General features: G+C 68.0%; 17 protein-coding genes. 10 read left to right on the top strand and 7 right to left on the bottom strand.

Features of this window, described 5'->3' with window-relative positions; genetic code table 11:
* Positions 1-21: 21 nt before the first annotated feature.
* From ACYVLV_RS13690 to ACYVLV_RS13670, 5 genes are all read right to left on the bottom strand, one after another.
* Positions 22-1,059 carry a hypothetical protein gene (locus ACYVLV_RS13690; protein ID WP_460810725.1) on the bottom strand — a complete coding sequence of 346 codons (1,038 nt, stop codon included), beginning with the start codon at positions 1,057-1,059 and terminating at the stop codon, positions 22-24.
* 3 nt (positions 1,060-1,062) lie between these two features.
* Positions 1,063-2,277, bottom strand: coding sequence for a class I SAM-dependent methyltransferase (locus tag ACYVLV_RS13685; protein ID WP_460810724.1), 1,215 nt, complete (start codon positions 2,275-2,277; stop codon positions 1,063-1,065).
* A gap of 90 nt (positions 2,278-2,367) precedes the next feature.
* Complete coding sequence (locus ACYVLV_RS13680) at positions 2,368-5,175, bottom strand: FAD-binding and (Fe-S)-binding domain-containing protein (RefSeq protein ID WP_460810723.1); 2,808 nt, start codon at positions 5,173-5,175, stop codon at positions 2,368-2,370.
* Between the two features lie 82 nt (positions 5,176-5,257).
* On the bottom strand, positions 5,258-5,791 hold the full coding sequence (locus ACYVLV_RS13675; RefSeq protein ID WP_460810722.1) for a DUF1648 domain-containing protein: 534 nt from the start codon (positions 5,789-5,791) through the stop codon (positions 5,258-5,260).
* Positions 5,792-5,829: 38 nt separating this feature from the next.
* On the bottom strand, positions 5,830-7,137 hold the full coding sequence (locus ACYVLV_RS13670; protein ID WP_460810720.1) for a hydroxyacid-oxoacid transhydrogenase: 1,308 nt from the start codon (positions 7,135-7,137) through the stop codon (positions 5,830-5,832).
* Positions 7,138-7,434: 297 nt separating this feature from the next.
* On the opposite strand from ACYVLV_RS13670, the gene ACYVLV_RS13665 reads away from it, so the two are divergent.
* From ACYVLV_RS13665 to ACYVLV_RS13620, 10 genes are all read left to right on the top strand, one after another.
* Positions 7,435-7,683, top strand: coding sequence for a hypothetical protein (locus ACYVLV_RS13665; RefSeq protein WP_460810719.1), 249 nt, complete (start codon positions 7,435-7,437; stop codon positions 7,681-7,683).
* Positions 7,680-9,800, top strand: coding sequence for a glycosyltransferase family 2 protein (locus ACYVLV_RS13660; protein ID WP_460810718.1), 2,121 nt, complete (start codon positions 7,680-7,682; stop codon positions 9,798-9,800). The genes ACYVLV_RS13665 and ACYVLV_RS13660 overlap by 4 nt, the downstream gene beginning before the upstream one ends.
* 5 nt (positions 9,801-9,805) lie before the next feature.
* Positions 9,806-11,485: a hypothetical protein gene (locus tag ACYVLV_RS13655; RefSeq protein WP_460810717.1), complete on the top strand. Its 1,680-nt coding sequence runs from the start codon at positions 9,806-9,808 to the stop codon at positions 11,483-11,485.
* Complete coding sequence (locus ACYVLV_RS13650) at positions 11,485-12,225, top strand: hypothetical protein (RefSeq protein WP_460810715.1); 741 nt, start codon at positions 11,485-11,487, stop codon at positions 12,223-12,225. Before ACYVLV_RS13655 ends, ACYVLV_RS13650 begins: the two co-directional genes overlap by 1 nt.
* A gap of 35 nt (positions 12,226-12,260) precedes the next feature.
* Entirely contained in the window at positions 12,261-13,490 is a 1,230-nt protein-coding gene (locus ACYVLV_RS13645) for a hypothetical protein (RefSeq protein WP_460810714.1), read from the top strand.
* Positions 13,487-14,893, top strand: coding sequence for a substrate-binding domain-containing protein (locus ACYVLV_RS13640; RefSeq protein ID WP_460810713.1), 1,407 nt, complete (start codon positions 13,487-13,489; stop codon positions 14,891-14,893). Before ACYVLV_RS13645 ends, ACYVLV_RS13640 begins: the two co-directional genes overlap by 4 nt.
* Positions 14,894-15,091: 198 nt before the next feature.
* Positions 15,092-15,340 (top strand): type II toxin-antitoxin system Phd/YefM family antitoxin, encoded by a 249-nt coding sequence (locus tag ACYVLV_RS13635; protein ID WP_460810712.1) that lies wholly within the window; start codon positions 15,092-15,094, stop codon positions 15,338-15,340.
* Positions 15,304-15,597, top strand: a complete 294-nt coding sequence (locus tag ACYVLV_RS13630; RefSeq protein ID WP_460810711.1) for a type II toxin-antitoxin system RelE family toxin — start codon at positions 15,304-15,306, stop codon at positions 15,595-15,597. The genes ACYVLV_RS13635 and ACYVLV_RS13630 overlap by 37 nt, the downstream gene beginning before the upstream one ends.
* 499 nt (positions 15,598-16,096) lie before the next feature.
* The gene (locus tag ACYVLV_RS13625; RefSeq protein WP_460810709.1) at positions 16,097-16,342 is read left to right on the top strand and encodes a hypothetical protein; all 246 of its coding nucleotides are present in this window, start codon (positions 16,097-16,099) and stop codon (positions 16,340-16,342) included.
* Positions 16,343-16,442: 100 nt separating this feature from the next.
* Positions 16,443-16,814 carry a VOC family protein gene (locus tag ACYVLV_RS13620; protein ID WP_460810707.1) on the top strand — a complete coding sequence of 124 codons (372 nt, stop codon included), beginning with the start codon at positions 16,443-16,445 and terminating at the stop codon, positions 16,812-16,814.
* 176 nt (positions 16,815-16,990) lie between these two features.
* On the opposite strand, the gene ACYVLV_RS13615 is transcribed toward ACYVLV_RS13620, so the two are convergent.
* Both ACYVLV_RS13615 and ACYVLV_RS13610 read right to left on the bottom strand, forming a co-directional pair.
* The gene (locus ACYVLV_RS13615) at positions 16,991-17,815 is read right to left on the bottom strand and encodes a lysophospholipid acyltransferase family protein (RefSeq protein ID WP_460810705.1); all 825 of its coding nucleotides are present in this window, start codon (positions 17,813-17,815) and stop codon (positions 16,991-16,993) included.
* Between the two features lie 7 nt (positions 17,816-17,822).
* The gene (locus ACYVLV_RS13610) at positions 17,823-19,094 is read right to left on the bottom strand and encodes a geranylgeranyl reductase family protein (RefSeq protein ID WP_460810704.1); all 1,272 of its coding nucleotides are present in this window, start codon (positions 19,092-19,094) and stop codon (positions 17,823-17,825) included.
* Positions 19,095-19,200 lie beyond the last annotated feature (106 nt).

Raw genomic sequence — 19,200 nt, 5'->3', positions numbered from 1 at the left:
CGGTGACACGTCAAGGGCAGATCAGCGGGGACGCAGCGACCGCACGAGTACGACGAGTGCCACCCCTGCGATCAGTACCCCGCCGAGCCACAGCCATAACGGTTGCTCCACCGCGGGTTCCGGCTCGACGGTCCCGCCCAGAGGTTCCGCTGTCGAACCCGGCGAAACCTCCGCAGACGCGCTGGCACTCGGATCGGCCGAGACCAACGGCGACGGCGACGCGTACACAGGCGCCAACGCCCGGCGTACCTCGGCCGGGAGCGGCACCCGCAGCATCGAGGTGAACTGCCCCTCGGTGCTGACGAACACGCCGCCCTCGGGATTGACGGCGATCCCCTCGCCCTGCTCCTGCTCGGGGAGGTCGAAGGTGCCCACCTTCGCCAGTCCCGGGTAGGTGTAGACCGTCGCGGAGGAGTAGTCGCGCAGGATCAGGTGCTCCCCGTCGGGGAAGAACGCCCCGTCGGTGATCACCGAGCCCACCTGAGCCACCGGAGTCAACACCCCGGCATCACCCTCGGGGAGCTCGTCGAGCGACTTGGGGGCGGCGTACAGCTCGCCGGAGAAGATGCCCTTCGTCGCCACGAGGACCTCCCCGGTCACCGGGTGCACCAGCAGCGCCTCGGCGTCGTTCGACCCGTCGGGATAAGTCAGCCGGTAGCGCGCCTCCTCCCCCGTCGCCTCTCCCCGGGCGAACCCGACCCGCACCAGTTCCACGGAGTCACGCGACCGGCTGTTGTCGCCGATGTCGCCGACCAGCAGCCCACCGTCGGGCGTGGGTGCCAGCGCCTCGACGTCGGTCGCCTCACCCCAGGTCACCCCACCGACGGTCTCCCCCGTGGCCAGATCCACCACGAAGGTCCGGCCCACGTCACCAGAGTCGTTGACCGTCGCCACGAGACCGTCGCGAACCACCAGCCCGCTCGACTCCACGATCTCGGGGTCGGCGAAGGTCAGCACCGTCCGGTCGGGACCCTCGTCATCGGCCAGCGCGACGCTGAGCCCGAACGCGAAGGGCAGCAGCACCGCCAGGATCAGCCAGGGAGTCGCCAGCCGGCCCACGACTCAGCCCTCGAGGTCCTCGAGCAGAACGGCCAGACGCGGGGTGATGCCCCAGGTGCCGACGAGGTCGTCGTACTCCTTGCGGACACCTCCGCCCTTGACCGGCGAGCCCGACCGGACCGCCCGCAGCAGGGTGTTGCGCGGCGTGTGTTGGCTCTCGACGAACTCGGTCACCTCGACCTTGTAGCCCGACAGTCGCATCAATGACGCCCGCAGCCCGTCGGTCAGGGTGTCGGCGAACCGCTCGCGCAGGATGCCGTGCCGGGTCAGGGCGGCGTACGGCGCTGGCGTGGGCACGCGGCGCAGTTGCGCGGCGATGTCGTGGTGGCAGCACGGGGCGGCCAGCACGACCGCCGCACCCCAACTCACCGCTCTCGCCAGGGCCTCGTCGGTGGCGGTGTCGCAGGCGTGCAGGGCAAGGACGACGTCGGGGGCCTCGTCGAGTTCGACCCCCGAGATGGAGCCGACAACGAAGTGGGCGTCCATCTCCAACCGCTGCGCCACCTCCGAGTTGTGCTCGCGGGACTGCTCCTTCACATCGACCCCGACCACGCGCACCGGGAGGTTACGCACACTGCTGAGGAAGCGTTGTGCCGCGAAGGTGAGGTAGGCGTTGCCGCAGCCGAGGTCCGCGATCCGCAGCGGGTCCTCGACGGTCGGACGGCGCAGACGGCCGCGAGACATCGCGTCGGTGATCGTGGCGTCCAGATGCCGCAGGAACTCCTCGACCTGGCGATACTTCGCCTGGCGACTGTCCTTGAGCCGTCCCTGCTCGTCGGCTAGGCCGAGGGCGGCGAAGACGGGGTCGTCGGCGGCCAGGAGGCGGGTCTTGTCGCGGTCGTGTCCGCGGTCGACCTCGACCTCCTCCTCGCGATCGGTGGTGTGCAGCAACGCTTCGAGCTTCTTGGTCACCCGGACCTGGTGGGACTGGGTGGTGGTGTCGATGTGCCAGTTGCCGAACGGCTCGTCGAGCAACTCGTCGACCGCGTCGCGGGCGGCGTCACCGGCCGCGTGGTTGGCGGTGTGGGCCTGGGTGTCGTCGTAGGAGGTGATCTGCAGGTGCGGTCCGGCCTTGAGGTCGACGTACCGCGCCTCGACGCGTCGGAACTTCGGCTGCTGGCCGCGCTGGCGCCCCGAGGCGACGGCCTTGACCAGCACCTCCGGGTCGAGCAGGTGTGCGCGCATCTGCGTCAGCACGCGCAGCAGTGGTTCACTCATTCGCAGCTCATTTCAGTAGTGCCGACACGATGACCAGCAGCAGCAGACCGAAGAACGCTGCGGAGATGATCATCCGTCGATGTCGCGGGTTCACAGTCGACTCGCGAAGAGTTCGGCGAGGTGGATGCCGTGGACGTCGGCGAGATCGTCGAGCTGGACCCGGCACGACATGCCGTCGGCCAGGACCACCACGTCCTGGTCCGCGGCGCGCACGGCCGGCAGGAGGTAGGACTCCGCGATGGCCACGGAGGTCTCGTAGTGGCCCTTCTCCATCCCGAAGTTGCCGGCGAGGCCGCAGCATCCGGCGACCTTGACGACCTCGGCCCCGGCGTCGCGCAGCAGCCGCTCGTCGGCCTCCCACCCCATCACCGAGGAGTGGTGGCAGTGGGGTTGCGCGACGACGCTGGTGCCCGTGAGGTCCGGCGGGGTCCAGGTCTTGCCCCGGGGCAGGTCGCTGAGCAACTCGGCGAAGGTCAGGACCCCGGCGGCGACCTCGACCGCGCGGGGGTCGTCGGTCAACTCCACGGCGTCGGAACGCAGCGCAGCCAGACACGACGGTTCCAGACCGATCACGGGCACCCCCGAGGCGACGTACGGCGCCAGGGTGGCCACCGAACGGCCCACGATCTTGCGGGCGGCGTCCAGTTGTCCGGTGGTGATCCAGGTCAGTCCGCAACAGGCGGACTCGTCGATCACCCGGGCGCGCAGCCCCGCGGCGGCGAGCACCTTGATCGCCGCGTGGGCGGTGTGCGGGGCGAAGTGATCGGTGAACGAGTCAGCCCAGATCCACACGTCGGGTGCGTCGGTCGATCCAGCGTCAGACTCACCCCGCACCGAGCGGCGCAGGGTCTTGGCGGCGAAGCCGGGCAGGGAGCGGCGTTGGTCGATGCCGGCTACCGACTTGGCCAGGGTCGCCATCGGCGAAAGCGCCATCATCTTGTCGACCAGCGGGGCCATCGGTGCGGCCATCCGCGCAAGGCGAGGCAGCCGGCCGAGCGTGTAGTGGCTACGGGGACGCCGCTTGCCACGGTAGGTCTGGTGCAGCACCTCGGCCTTGTAGGACCCGATGTCCACGCCCGTGGGGCAGTTGGACGAGCAGCCCTTGCAGGACAGGCAGAGGTCGAGAGCCTCGTGCACGGCCGGATCGGCCAACCCGCCGACCAGTTCGCCGTCCATCGCCTCCTGCAGGACCCGCGCACGACCCCGGGTGGAGTCCTTCTCCTCGCGGGTGGCGATGAAGCTGGGGCACATCACCCCGGTCGTCGTCGGCGCGACGCACTTGCCCACCCCGGTGCAGCGATGCACCGCGTCGGCGAGCGAACCGTTGTCGTGGAGCAGACGCAACCCGGCGTTCGCCCGGTCGATCGAGGCCCTCGGTCGGGCGGGGCGCAGGTCAGCGTCCAACGGGGCGGGGTCGACCAGGACGCCGGGGTTGAGCAGGTTCTCGGGGTCGCAGATCTGCTTGACCCGGCCGAACAGCGCCATCGACTCCGCGTCGTACATCTTGGGCAGCAGTTCCGATCGGGCGCGCCCGTCACCGTGCTCACCGGACAACGATCCGCCGTAGGCGGCCAACCGGTCAGCTCCCTCCTCGAGGAAGGAGCGGAACCGGGCTCCGCCATCGGAGAAGTCGAAGTCGATCCGGACGTGCACACAACCGTCGCCGAAGTGGCCGTAGGGGACGCCGTCTAGTCCGTGCTCACGCAGCAGGTCGTCGAAGTCGCGCAGCCAGAGACCGAGCTTCTCAGGGGGTACGGCGGCGTCCTCCCACCCGGAGTACGCCGGCGTCGCCAGCGACCGGGCGGCCAGACCGGCGCCGTCCTCACGGATCCGCCAGAGCGCGGCCGCTTCCGTGGCCGAGGTGACCTGACGCCAACCCAGCGAGGCGGCACCGGCGGCCAGGGCCGCCGAGAGTCCCTGACGGTCGTCCCCTGCGGTTTCTACGAACAGCCACCCCGCCCCGGACGGGAGATCGGGCACCGGGGTGCCGCGCCCTCGCACGAGTTCCACGATCCGTGAGTCCAGTCCCTCGCAGGCGATCATCCGCGCGTCGGGCCAAGCCGCGGCCATCGCCAGCAAGGGCGCAACCGCGTCGGCGGCCTCGGGCATCGTCGGGTAGCCCAGCACCAGCAGGTCGCGGGGTTCTTCACGCACGAGGGACACCGTGGCCCGACGAACGATGCCGAGGGTCCCCTCCGACCCGGCGAGGAAGCGCGGGATGGAGCGTCGTTCGGGGAGAAGGTGCTCGAGGGAGTAGCCGCTGACCTGACGGGAGAATGTCCCGAACGAGGTGCGGATGTGACCGAGGTGCTCCTCGGCCAGTGCCGCCAGTCGATGGTTCACTCCCGACCCGGGGTGGAGCACGTCGAGGTCGACGATCGTGTCGGCGGTGCGGCCGTAGCCCAGGGCCCGTGAGCCGCAGGCGTTGTTGCCGATCATCCCGCCGATCGTGCACCGGGTGTGGGTCGAGGGGTCGGGTCCGTAGCGCCAACCCAGCGGGGCGGCCGCCCGTTGGAGATTCGCGTGCACGACTCCGGGTTCGACCTCGACGGTGCCCGCCTCCGCATCGATCGGGCCGATCCGGTGGAGGTGGCGCAGGGTGTCCACGACGATGCCGGGGCCGACCGCGTTGCCCGCGATCGACGTACCGGCGCCCCGCATGGTGACCGGTACGCCGGCCTCGCGGGCGACGTCGAGGATCGCGTCGAGTTCGTCGACGTGTTGGGGCCGCGCCACGGCCTGGGGAACGACTCGGTAGAGCGAGGAGTCCGAGGAGTAGAGGGCCCGGGCCAGCGTGGAGTCGTCCACGTCGCTGACGCCACGTCGCCGCAGCGCGGCCACGAGGTCCCCCGGGGCGATGGCCTGCCCCGCCTGATCGCGCTCGCTCAACTGCGTCATCTGCTCCCGCTTCAGGTCGGTACCGGACGGACTACAAGTATCCGAGGTATCGCAACGTTCGGACAATCCGGGCGAACGTGATTCAGTCCTCAGTGCCCTCGGTGGGCCGGTAGCGGACCGTCGTGGCGTAGCCGGCGTACCCGAGCACCACCGCTGTGTAGCCCCCGATCAGCACCCAGGACCACGGGCTCAACCTCGGCACCTCCGCGCGGGAGGCAGAGATCATCAGCAGCAGGATGCCGGCGATCAGCAACATCGTGGCGGCGGCCATCCAGTAGAGATCGGCCCCGAGCATCGTCCGCAACCGACGCTCGCGCACCGGGGAGGCCTGCCACCACTCCTTGTGGGGGATGTTGATCCACGTGAACGGGATCCTGTGGGAGTACGCCGCGAGCGAACCCAAGAACAGCGCCATCGCCGCGCCGAGGATCGCGGTGGTCACCAACGCCTCGGTGCGCCCGACGACCCGATCGGGGTCACCGGAGGTCTCGAAGTGCACCGGGACGCGTTCCGGCAGCGTCAAGTAAGCCACGACCAGGCAGACCCCGAAGACGACCACCGATCCCGCGAACGCCATCCGACCGGTCGACGGTGGGCCCGGAGGTTCAGGGGTCACCACTGATCGGTCACCACGGATCCGTCACCACGGATCCGTCACCAATGGTCCATGGAGGCGCGGAACACCCCGGCGAGGTCCTCGGCGACTACGTCCTTGGGCGCGGTGGCCAGCAGTCGCTGCTGCTGCAGGGCCCCGCCCACCAGATCGTCGACGTCGGCGTCGCCGTAGCCGATCTCGGCCAGCCCGTTGGGGAGCCCGATGTCCTGCATCAGACGCGTCAGAACCGCCGGGAGTACGTCGGCCCCCTGGCTCGAGCCGGCGGCCTCGCCGGTGGGGTCGAGCAGCCGGGCAGCGTGCAGGTGCCGCTCAGGGGCGGCATCGAAGGTGAAGCGGAAGGCCGCCGGAGCCGTCAACGAGACCGCCATCCCGTGCGGCACCATCGCACCACTGCTCTCGGGGTAGCCCTTCGGGCGGAATCCGCGGACCCGGCCCGCCACCGGGTAGGCGTTGGCGTGCGGGATGTGGACACCGGCGTTGCCGAAGCCCAGGCCCGCGAAGGTGGCCGCCAGGGCCATCTGTTCCCGGTCCACCAGCACCTGCGCATCATCGGCTCCGGCGGGGCCGTCGCCGGCCGCTCCCACCACCCGGCGGAAGGAGCCGGCCAGCATCTCCAGTGCCTTGGTCGACCACATGTCCGCGATCGGGTTGGCGCCGCAGTAGGGCACCCGCTGCTCGGGACGTTTGGCCTCGAAACGGTCGAACGGTCGGGCTGTGTAGCTCTCCAGGGCGTGGCACAGGATGTCCATTCCCGAGGCTGCGGTGACCATGGGGGGCTGCGTGGCGGTCAGGGTGGGATCGACCACGGCGAGTCGGGGCCGCAGAGCCGGGTGGCTGATCCCCGTCTTCACCTTCAGTGACAGGACGTCGAGGACACAGATGGTGGTGCTCTCGCTGCCGGTACCGGTGGTGGTGGGGACCGCCACGAGCGGCAGCAGGGGCTTCTGGGGCGCCTGACCCTTGCCGACGGGGGCGTTGATGTAGTCCATCAGGTCGCCGGGGTTGGTGGTCAGCAGGTTCACCGCCTTGGCGGTGTCGATGGCCGATCCGCCACCGACGGCCACGATGGCGTCGAAGGGGCCCTGGTCCCGGCCGAAGTCGATGGCGTGACGCATCGACTCGTCGGTGGGCTCCACACGCGCCTGGTCATAGGTGGTCACCTCGAGGCCGCTCGCCGTCAGTTGTTCACCGATCCGAGCCGGCCCACCGGTGGCCGCCACCCCCGGGTCGGTGATCAAGAGCACACGGCGTACCCCCCATGTGGATAACTCGTGGCCAATCTCGGCAGAAGCCTGGGGCCCGAACTTCAGGGCCGGGGACGCGTAGGTGAAGACAGTTTCCAGCACCCCACCCACGATAGCCGGACGCGGGCGAGCGCGCAGGTAGCGGCGCCTGACCGGCTGGTGCCCGATTTCGGCTTCATTCTCCGGCGGCGGGAAGCGCACCTCCCAAGGGCTCGAAAACGGCCTGGAAGCAGCCCAGAGCCCCTGCGGGGACGAGGTTCCGCGCCACATCCGATTAACAGGAAGTGTTACCCCAGCGTTGTTGTAGAAGGCGGTCCCGCCATGACTACCATGAGGTTCGACAACTCAGGGGACCGCCAAAGTGAGCGCGACCCCGGAGACATCAGGGGGGATGTAGACATGTCGGTGCAGACAACTGCGTCGCGACCAGCGGTGAAGTCGGCGGGAGCCGGCGCCGTGGGTGTTGTGGTGACGCTCGTTGGCTTCGTGACGATCTTTCTGAGTTTCGTCATCGCGCCGTTGCTCGTTCTGACCGCCGCGTTCCTCGTGTTCGCCATGCTGCGTCCGCGCCAGGACAAGTCTGAGCAGTCCGGAACCACCACCACGCCGGGCCGAGTTGCCTATGGGTTCGGAGCTGGCACTCAGTGACGACGACCACCAAACCGAACGACGCGCGCCTCGGCGACGGGGTCGACGGCGAACTGCGTCACCTCATCCCGGAAGGCATCTGCCGCACCTTCCGGGTCATGCCGTACGCCCTCCACGAGGGTCGGGTGTTGGTCGCCGCCGCCGACGCAGCTGACGCCATCACCGAGCACGTGGTCTCCGAGCGCATCGAGCGGCCCGTCCTACTCGTGCGGCATACCGTGAACGAGATCGTCGCGGCCATCGACGACACCTATCCGCCGGTCGAGGCCGAGGTCGAATCCTCTGAGGCGCGCAGGTCCCGCATGCAGATGGCCCAGATGCTCACCCGCAGTGGCCTGGTCACCAACGAAGAGCTGCAGCGCGCCATGTTGGAGTACTCCCGCACCGGCGACCCGCTCGGCGACATCCTGGTGGCCCACGGATCCATCTCGGAGGACGTCCTGGTGGCGGCCCTCTCCGAGATGTACCAGATGCAACGCGTCGGCCTGGCTGACTTCGTTCCCGATGCAGGGGTCGCCCAACGGCTACCGCAGAGCCTGGCCCGACGTCTGCAGGCGATCCCGGTCGCCGAGACGGAGGAAGCCATGTTGGTGGCGGTCGCCCGTCCGCTCTCCTCGGAGGACGCCGCCGACATCGAGGACGCCCTCGGGACCCCGTTTCGCCAGTTGCTGGCCAACCGCGCCGACCTGGACCAGTTGATCCAGCGCACCCACCAGGACCACTACGCCGAACAGGCGACCCGGTCGCTGATGGAGGAGCACCCGGAGTCGTCGGCCCACGTGGTGGTCTCCCCGGCTCAGAAGGCCGTGGGTGCCATCTCGCTGGTCACCATCGTGATCGGTGGAGTGATCTGGCCGATCGGAACGCTCATCGGACTGGTGGGGGTGATCAGCTTCATCTACCTCGTCGTCTCGATCTACCGTTTCCGGTTGACCCTGCACTCGCTGGGTACGCACCTGGAGCAGGACGTGTCCGACGAGGCGATCGCCGCTCTCGACGAGCGGACGCTGCCCATCTACACCATCCTCGTGCCCCTCTACCGGGAGGCCGGGATCGTTCAGCGTCTGGTGCGCGACATCAACGCCTTGGACTACCCCAAGACACGTCTTGACGTGAAGCTCCTGTGTGAGGAGGACGACGATGAGACGATCGCCAAGATCCGCGAGCTGGCCCTGCCGCCGCACTTCCATACCGTCGTCGTTCCCGACAGCCAGCCCAAGACGAAGCCCAAGGCGTGCAACTACGGACTGCAACTCGCCATCGGCAAGTACTCCGTCATCTACGACGCCGAGGACCGGCCGGATCCGGACCAGTTGAAGAAGGCTGTCCTGGCCTTCCAGCAGGTGCCCGGCAACGTGGTGTGCATCCAGGCCAAGTTGAACCACTACAACCAGAACCAGAACATCCTCACGGCGTGGTTCTCCAACGAGTACTCCATGCAGTTCGAACTGGTCCTCCCCGCGATGGGCGCCGCCGAGGCTCCGATCCCCTTGGGCGGAACCTCCAACCACTTCATCACCTCGACGCTGCGTGAACTCGGTGCTTGGGACCCGTTCAATGTGACCGAGGACGCTGACCTCGGTATCCGTCTGCACCGTGAGGGCTACCGCACCGCGATGATCGACTCCACCACGCTGGAGGAGGCCAACTCCAACGTCCGCAACTGGATCCGCCAGCGTTCGCGGTGGAACAAGGGCTACTTCCAGACCTGGCTCGTGCACATGCGTCACCCGTTGAAGTTGCTCGCCCAGACCGGGCTGCGCGGCTTCGTCAGTTTCAACCTGACCATGGGCACCGCGTTCGTCCTGCTGATGAACCCGATCTTCTGGGGCCTGACCACGCTCTACATTCTGACCCAGTGGGGTTTCATCACCGACCTGTTCCCCGGAGTGGTCTTCTACGCCGCGAGCGCCTTGCTGTTCATCGGCAACTTCGTCTTCGTCTACCTCAACGTGGCGGGCAGTCTGCAGCGCGGTGAGTTCGGCATCACGCGAACCGCTCTGCTGTCGCCGCTGTACTGGGGCCTGATGAGTTGGGCGGCGTGGAAGGGCTTCATCCAGCTCTTCACCAACCCCTTCTACTGGGAGAAGACCGAGCACGGTCTGGACGAGGTCTGAGTCGGATGACTGACACCCAGACCGTCTCCACCCGCGAGCGTCTCTCCCGAGTCGTCCAGACCGTCGACCGGCGACCCGTGGACATCGAGCGACGCCGGTGGGAGAGCGCGCTGGTCTTCGGTGGCTTCACCGTGGCCTACGCGTGGATCGGGTACTACCTGATCAACACGCTGCACGTGGTCGGCTTCGAGACTCTCGACCGGTTCAACCGAGCGCTGATGATCTGGCACAACGATCCGACCAAACTCGCCGCGGTCGGCTTCGACTATCCGCCGCTGGCGGTCTTGCTGATCTCCCCGTTGACCGTCATCTCCGGGCTGGCCCGCAATCTGTGGATTATCCCCCTGGGCTCGGCGATCTTCGCGGGTCTGACCATGATGACCATCAACACGATGATGCGTCGGGCGCAGTTGATCCCCCCGATGCGGATCGTGATGCTTCTTGCTCTGGGGTTCAACCCGCTCGTGGTGCTGTACGCCACGACCGGTTCGCGTCACTTCATCTGGCTTTCCTTCGCCATCGCCGCCATCGGCGCACTCTTCGCCTGGTACGTCACCGCCGACATCCGGTTCGTGATGGTCGCGGGCCTCGCCTACGCGGTGGCGGCCCTGGCCGGTTACAACAGCCTGCTGTGGTTCCTGGTCAGCGCCGTCATGATCGGCGCCATCTTGGCCCGCCTCGGCGCGGACGGCGAGGAGATCGAAGGGACCACGGTGGGGTTCGCCGCCCCGACGATCTACGTCGTGGCCCTGTGGACGGCGCTCAACCTGATTCTGGTGCTACGCCCGTTCAACTGGTTCACCGCCGCGAGCGACCGGGCAGGAACAGGTGACGTCGAGGTCTTCTCCTTCGCCGATCTGGCCACCGCCACCGGACAGCTCGTGCTGTACGGCGCCCCTTTGGCAATCGTGATTCTGCCGGCCCTCTTGTTCGCCGGGGTCGTACGCCGCAACGGATTCGCGCTCTGGTTGGGGCTACTCCTCTCAGTGGCCATCCTGACGCCGGGCGTCTCGGTGCTGCTGAACCTGACGGACTCGCCGATGCTGATGCGCAACGCGTTGCCGATCCTGATGCTCGCCGTGGTGGGCGCCCTGTGGTTGGCTCGATCGGCTGGCACCGACGCCACTCTCGTGGCTGGCCTGACCGTCGTGGGTCTTTTGATCAGCATCCCGTTCACCTTCCAGGCGATGAAGACGTTCCCGCACCAGAACCTCGAGGCCTCCTTCGCGAACGCCGTCTCCACCGGCAACTCCCAAGAGGGTGCCCTGACCAGGGACGGCTCGGTGATCGGCTACGACTCCGAGAAGGAGATGGGCGACTGGATCCGAGCGAACATCAGCGACGAGAATTCGATCCTCACCGACGACGCCCAGACCTACGGACCGATGCTGTTCAGCGGCAACCCTGCTCTTTTCTTCGACCGGGTGGACCGGTCGGACGGACCGTGGCTGGACTGTGCAGAGAAGCCGGACGGCTGTGTCGACTTCATGTTGATCGCCACCAACAGCGACCAGGACCTGCTCAGCCAGCTGTATGCCGCGGCCGCCGACGGCGAAGACCCGATTCTCGTGCCGGTCAAGACGACCTCGCGGTACGTCCTGGTCCAGGTGCCCGACGGGTACACCCGGGGATCCGCGACGTTGGACGTCGACCCGACCACAGCCGATGAACTGGTGGGGCAGTGATGGACCGACGACCCTCTGACATCGCGCCGCCGCCGTCGCTCGACGACATCCTCTCCGCCACGCCGGACACGCGGCTGGGCCGGGTGGACTTCACCCAGCGGCTGTCTCGCGACGTCGCGGCCGGCTCCGGTGCTCGATCTGGAGGGCCCGGGTTCGAGCCCACACGCGAGCATGCTCCCGAAGCCGAAGCCGAAGCCGAAGCCGAGGCCGGAGCCGGAGCCCAGGACCGGGCCGAGACCGAAGCCGAGGACGTGGCCGACGTCGTACCCACCCCGAAGGTGGAGGCCGCGACCGAGCGCCCCTCTCCGGTGGCACCGTTGCGCAGCGCCGAGCGTCGACCGACCTCGCAAGGTGGCCCCTCCCCCGAGGTGGGCGGAGTCGACCTCGACAACGTCGGCCAGTCGGTCGATGACGTTGCCGCGTCGGTGATCGCTCGGATGCGCGAGGCCGGAGAGGCCAGTCGTCGGCACCTGGAGTCCATCGAGGCCGAGGCCGCGCGTCGTTGCGAGCTCCTGACCGCCCAGGCCGAACTCGACGCCGAGTTGATCCGCCTGCACGCCCGCCGCGAGGCGCACGCCATCATCACTGCGGCTCGGATGCGAGCGGGATCGGAAACGGGCCCGACGTCGGACAGCGAACGGCTGAACCAGATCGGCGAGTCGTTCTCCCGCTTCGCCGAGTCCATCGAGACCGCGGTCGCCGAGTCACCCCAGGCACCCGATCACCCTCTCCGGCCATGAGGCACGGACCTCTTCCCGCCCCTCACCACCATGCGATGTCCTCCGGTCCCCGACCGAACGGAGGATTCCTCGCAGGTTCGACCGGTCGCCGGACCGCCGCTCTGTTCGCCGCTTCGGCCCTGGTTCTGACCGCGTGCGGTAGCGATACCAGCACCGAGGAACGAGCGGCCGCGATCGCTCAACGTGAATCCCCCGGCGCCATCGTCGAACCACCGCTCAGCAACACCAGCCTGCCCACCGGCACCACCGTGACGGATGCAGACGGCGCCCAGGTGGAGGTTCCTCAGGACACATCGCGTGGCGGCGCCGCGGACAACACCACCGGCGTCACCATGGAGGACTTCTTCGACCCCACCTCTCCCTGGAACACCTCGGTGGAGGACACCAGCGTCGACCGCAACTCGGACCGGATGATCGCCCAGTCCGCGCGTCTCCCGGGCTTGGGCCTGGCCACTCCCGACACAGGTCTCCACATCAACACCACCTCCTGGACCACCCCTGTGGTGATGGGCGGCGAACCCACCAAGGTCATCTGTCGGCAGCTTCAGTGCGGGGAGGGTGAAGGCACTCTGCTGATCCCGGTGCCCGACGACGTCGACCCCGATCCGCGCTACGACGGCTGGTACACCATCGTCGATCAGTCCGCCGGCGTCGCCTACGACCTGTGGCGGGCTCGACGGGAGAACGACGGCTCCCTCACCTATCACTTCATGCGCATCTGGGACCTCGACGGACCGGGCTACGACGCCACCACCCCACCGACGCGAGCCAGCGCCCGCGGATCCGGCCTGCCCCTGTTCGCGGGTCTGATCCAGCCCGGCGAACTGGAGCGCGGCGACATCGATCACGCTCTCGCGATCAGCGTCCCGGCTCCCGCTCGGAACTATTTCGTGGCCCCGGCGTCGTCCACGGACGGCAACGGCTCCGCCGAATCCCTTCCAGAAGGAGCCCGAATTCGCCTGAAGGACGTCAGGTTGCCGGCTCCGATCGACCCGACCACCGGGAAACCGATCCCCCTCACCCGGGCCCAGGTCCGCCAGGCCGACGCCATCCATGCCGCGCTACGGACCTACGGCGCCATCGTGGTGGGTCGGGCCCCCGCGCCCACTCTCTACGCCCAACGCGATGTGTTGGCCGGCACCATCGACGGTCGGGAGCTCAGGGGCCTACGCATGGAGGACTTCGAGGTCATCGCCCTCGGGACCCGCTACCCCGACCGGCCCGAAGAGACCGGCGTCCCGACCGACGGTCAGGACGCTCGATGAGAAGCTCTCGCGTCGCCGGACGGGCCTGGGCGACCGCCGCACTGGCGGCTGGCCTGATGCTGACCGCCTGCTCCGCCACCAGCACCCCCCATCGCAACCGTGCGGGTGCCTCGATCTCCCAACAGACCACTATGCAGTTCCGGGAGCAGACCGATCTGTTGGGGGCCAAGCGAGCGGCGTACAACTCCCTGCCCTCGCGCCCGAAGGGGGTCGTGACCATCGACGGGGTCGACGGTTCGCTGACCTCCGCGGCTCGCACGAGATACCGTCTGCGCAGCGGAAGCATCGTCGATCAGAACACCAACGGCGACAGCCGAGCCTTCGATCGACTGTGCTCCGGCGAGATCGACCTCGTCGACTCCTCACGCTCGATCAACGCAGAAGAGTTCGCGGCCTGCCGAGAGGTCGGCCTGGACGTGGTCCAGTTCCAGGTCGCCTCCGACGCCGTGGTGCTCGCGATCAAGTCCGCGACCGACGTGGGGGGAGACTGTCTGTCCACCCACCAGGTACGCGACACCTTCCGGGCCGGCTCACCGGTGACCAACTGGGCCCAATCTCCCCTGGGCCTGTCCGACGTACCCCTGAAGGCCGGCGGGCCAGACCCCGCCAGCAACGCCTTCCGCTTCCTGGGCCGCACCGTCCTGGAGTCGACGCAAGCAGGGTTGTCGGACTTCCGCTCCGACTACCGGCCCTTCGACATCGATGAAGCAGCCAGGGTGTTCGTCGCCGGCAACTCCGATGACGCACGTCCCGAGGTCGAGGTGGCGAGCCTCGAGCGCGAGCGGAACAACCGACGCACGCTGCTCGCCCGGGCCGAGGTCAACCTCGCCGACGCCGTGGCCGCCCAGAGGTCCGCACGGTCCCGCCAGCAGGTGGTGGACGCGAACGCTGAGGTCGCCCAGCGCACGGCTGAACGCAACGCCATCTTCGTCAGGTTCAAGCAGGCGCGCGCCACCTACCTGGAGGCGCTGCGAGCCAAGAATCGCTTCGACGCCGCCACCGGCAACGTCGCCTTCTTCCGGTTCCCGTACTACGAAGCCCACGAGGACCGGCTCCGACCGTTCGAGATCACGCTTCCCGACGGGAGGCTGAACTGCGTCTTGCCCAGCCGCCGCACCATCCTCGACGGCACCTACCCCTTGTCCCGGCAGATGCTGCTGACGACCACGGTCCGGTCCCTCGACCGTGTCGAGGTCAAGGGCTTCATGGACTTCTTCCTCGACGAGTCCAACGATCTGGCCCGTGAGGTCGGGCTGGTGGCCCTGTCCGCGGGCAGCATCAGACTCCAACGGTCGTGGATCAGCGCGGACGACCCGCCCACCCTGGACGACCCCGACGGACAGGATGAGGGCGACACCGTGGCCCCTCCGCCACCGATCCCCGAGGACACACCCGCCCGCTGAGGGCAGCATGCGTTGGTTTCGCGGGTGCGGAAGCGGCCTGTCCGAGGTGTCAATCAGTGGGTGTGAGTCAGCCGCGCTGGATTCTTGAGTTGCCTCGTGGTCGCGGACATCCGGGCTGCGCGCGGTCGGCGGTCGCCCTACTCAGACCTCTTGCACTATTACTTGTACGGTCTGTGCGTCGAGTTGTACGCTTCAAGCATGGCCACGATCAACATCAGCGATGCGAGAAACCACCTTCCCGACGCGATGGAGACCGCACGCACTGAAGCTGTTTTTGTTCAGCGACGTGGTCGACTCGCAGGGGTGCTGGTAAGCCCCGAGCGCTACGAGCAGTTGATGGCTGCGCTGGAAGATGCTGAGGATGTCACGGCCTTCGACACCGCGATGGCCGAGGAGGGGCCCAACATTCCGTGGCAGCAGGTCAAGGCCGACCTCGGGTGGGAGTGAGTCCGTATCGCATCGAGTTGCGGCCGGCGGCGGTCCGGTCGCTGCGAAAGCTCGATCCACAGGTCCGGCGTCGTGTTCAAGGCGCAATCGCCCTGCTTGCCCAAGATCCACGACCGCCCGGTGCTCGAGCTCTTCAAGGCAGGGCAGGCCTCCGCGTCCGGGTCGGCGATTACCGCATCATCTACACAGTCGAGGATGACGTGCTGCTGGTGGTCGTGGTGTCACTCGGCCACCGACGGGACATCTATGACCAATGACGACGAGTCTTCGGGAAGGCCGATCTCCTACAGACGGGTCCACGCAGTGTTCCGACCGTCGCCCAAAGCGGCGTAGAGGTGCGCTTGATCCGGCGGGGTGCATCTGTCGACTCCGACCGCCCGCCCATGCCGCGAGCATCACCGAGGAAGAATCCGCATCTGACCGCGAGTAGTGCGCGACTCTGCCGAGATCCGTGCATGTCGCGGGTCCCGTCCTTGTGCACGTGCTTGGTCCGCGATGGGACTGATGGGTCGTGTGCCTGAGAACGGCTGAGAGACCGGTGGCAGGCCCACGACTGAGCGATGCCCTTGGCCCGGCCCAGTCGTGTGCCTCGACGCCATCTATGGACGGTCCTGAGGCACACGACCCTACGGAGCCCGATGGGTTTCAGGCCTTCTCGCGCGAGTGGGTGCGTCACGGATAATCCGCTCAGGCCGCGTAGTTGTCGTTCATTGCGATTAGCGCGCGCGTAGTCGTTGCGGGAGATATGGTCCGCCCATGCCCGATGCCAACGAAGAGTCGGAACTGCCAATCGGCCCACAGGGGGGCGCCTACCTATTGGGTGCCGTGGCTATCGCGTGCTGCATTCGCCTGGTCATCCTCGCCGCAGATGCCGGCGGCGTAACGGGCGAGCACTTCGTGTGGCTAGCGGTGTGCGTCATCACAGCGGCATTCTCCGCAGCATGCGCGGTCGTTGTTGCACTGAAGGGCGCCGCCGAATCCAGGCAGCGAGGCGTGGAATAGCCAAACGACGTGCGCACGCTTCTGCCGCTGTCAGTGCGCGGTCCTGTGCACAATGCCGATGAGCGGACGGCGGCGAGTGCGGGCCAGATAACGTGACCGCATGCCCAGCGCAATCCGCTTCAGTTCAGTCACGTTGGCGTGCCCAGATCCGGCGAGTTTGGCGTCCTTCTACGCCGATGTCACCGGGGGCGAGGTCACCTTCGTGCACAACATGGAGTGGGCGTCCATGCGCTGTGAAGGAGCGCGTTTGGAGTTCATGGGGGTCGCTGACTACGCGAGACCTCGGTGGCCCGACGATTCCGCGTTGCTCCACATCGACTTCTTAGTCGATGACTTGGATGCGGCCGCGACTCGCGTCGAACGTGCCGGGGCTACGCGTTTCGATCATCAGCCGAACGCAGCTCATTGTCTGGTTTTCAGCGATCCTGCAGGGCATCCGTTCTGTCTCTCACTGATCGACGAGGTCGGATGACCTGGTGCTGATGACGGTAGACGAACCGGTCGTCGCGCCGGTTCGAGAGCGAAGCCCAGACAGGTCCGGTCATTCTCTTCTCAGGCACCCGGCTAGGCCGGGATCCGGTCACGATGTTCAGGTGTGGCCACAACTCGGTCACCCCGGCGCTTTGTCCCAGACATGGGAGCAGACGATCAGCCTCTGAAGGGACGCGGTTCCTCGATGGCGACTCCGGGACCCCACGTGGGGGTCACCGCACTGCGCGGCATGGCATCCAACGTGAACGACTCGACCCGGTCGACCGCGCTGCCTCCCAGGTGGGCGGGGTACCACGGCGCCCACTCCCCCGGACGCGGTCGGTGCACCTCCAGCCGCTGGAGCTCCTCGACCCCGTGGTGAAGTCGCTGTCCCAGCTGCCGCGTCATCGCCACCAGATCCTCATCGGGGCCCACCACCATCGGCGCACCGAACCGCACATCGATGCGGCGGTGACGAGCAAGGGTCGGCCGCGGGAAGGGGGCTTCGATCGTTCGTTTCTGCGGCCACAGCCGCTGCCCGCCCCAGATACTCACCGGCACCAGCGGTGCTCCGGTCTCACGGGCCAAAGCAACGGCACCAGGCATCAAGGAGCGCACGACGTACGCCGCAGAGATCCCTCCCTCGGGGAACACGCAGACGACCTCGTCCTGTTCGAGCAAGGAGCGAGCCTGCAGGTACGCCGCAGCCGGGGCCTGCCGGTTCACGGCGATGTGCTGCATCGCGTCCATCGCCCGACCGGCCAGGGCGTTGTTCCAGACGTCGTGGCGCGACATGAATCGCACCAGACGACCCGTCTCCAGCAAGGCGTCGCCGATGAACAGGAAATCGGGAAAGGAAACGTGGTTGGCCGCCAGGATGACCGGCCCTCGACCAGGCAGATGCCCCACGCCGTCAGCCATCACCGAGAGATCGAGACCGCGGAACAGAGCCTTCCCCAAGGCGATGGTGGTCCGATAGGTCGGCTCCCGGGTGGTCCTCATCCTCGGGTCAGGAGAACGGCGGTCGGGCATCGCGGGCGATCGACCGTCGTCCCGCCCAGCGCCAGACCCGGGCGGCCCGGTCGCGGTCCTCATCGGTGACCAGGTTGCCCATCCACCGCAGCGCCAGGGTCATCAACCAGTCCGAGCGCATCCCGGCCGGTCCCAACGCGGGGAGCAGTTTCGGCACGGTCACCAGACCCGCAAGCCGCCGAGCGATGGAGAACGCCTCCCCGTAGTGCTCGGTCAGCAGGGCTGGCCAGGTCACGCTCAGGTCGACGGTCGGGCCCTGCTCGACCAGCATCTCGATCAGGAGACGGCCGGTCTCGAGGCCGTAGTCGATGCCTTCCCCGTTCAACGGGTTGACGCAGCCGGCCGCGTCACCGATCAGGGCCCAGTTGGGCCCGGCAACCGTGGAGACGGCCCCGCCCATGGGCAGGAGGGCCGACGTGGGGGCTCGCAGTTCTCCGGAGAGCTTGAACTCCTCGCGGCGCTCGTCGGTGTAGAACGACATCAGCGGCTTGATGGCGATGCTGGCCGGTCGCTTGGCGGTGGCCAGGGTGCCGACCCCGATGTTGACCTCGCTCCCGCCACCGGGCGCCGTCCCGAGCCCGAGCGGGAAGATCCACCCGTAGCCCGAGAGGATCTCGCCCTGTTCGTCGCGCAGCTCGAGGTGCGAGCTGATCCACGGGTCGTCGGCCATCGCGGAGTCGATGTAGGCACGCCCGGCGACGCCGTACACGGTGTCCCGGTGCCATTCGCGGCCCAGCAGCTTGCCCAACGGGGACCGCACCCCATCGGCCACCACGAGGCGACGACAGGTCACCTCGCTCACGGTTCCAGAGGCATCGCGGAACGAGACACCAGCCACGCGCCCACCCTCGAGTCGGACGTCGACCGCTCGCATACCGTCCACGGCGGTCGCGCCGTCCTCGATGGCGACCGTGCGCAGCCGGTCGTCCAGGTCGGTTCGCGCCACCGCGCTGCCCCACTCCGGGAGCTCTCCGCCCGGCCACGGCAACAGCAGCGTCTGGCCGAAGCCGTGGGCCCGCAGTCCCTGGTTCACCGTTCGGCCCCGCAACCAATCGCCCAGACCGAGCCGTTGGAGCTCGCCGATGGCCCGGGGGGTCAGCCCGTCACCACAGGTCTTGTCGCGGGGGAAGACGGCTGCATCGACGAGGAGGACGTCGAGCCCGTGTCGGGCGGCCCACGCCGCAGCTGCCGACCCGGCCGGGCCCGCACCCACGACCAATACGTCGGTCGATGCCGGAAGTTCGTTCACTCCCCCATTGTCTCAGCCCGGGCCAAGGTGACCCGCATCGGCCATCGCGCCCCACAACGCACACGACCCCCGACACCGTGCGGTGTCGGGGGTCGTGGGGTGCTGG

It is taken from the genome of Nocardioides salsibiostraticola (assembly GCF_054783655.1).
This window is presented reverse-complemented; position numbering and strand designations above follow the sequence as displayed.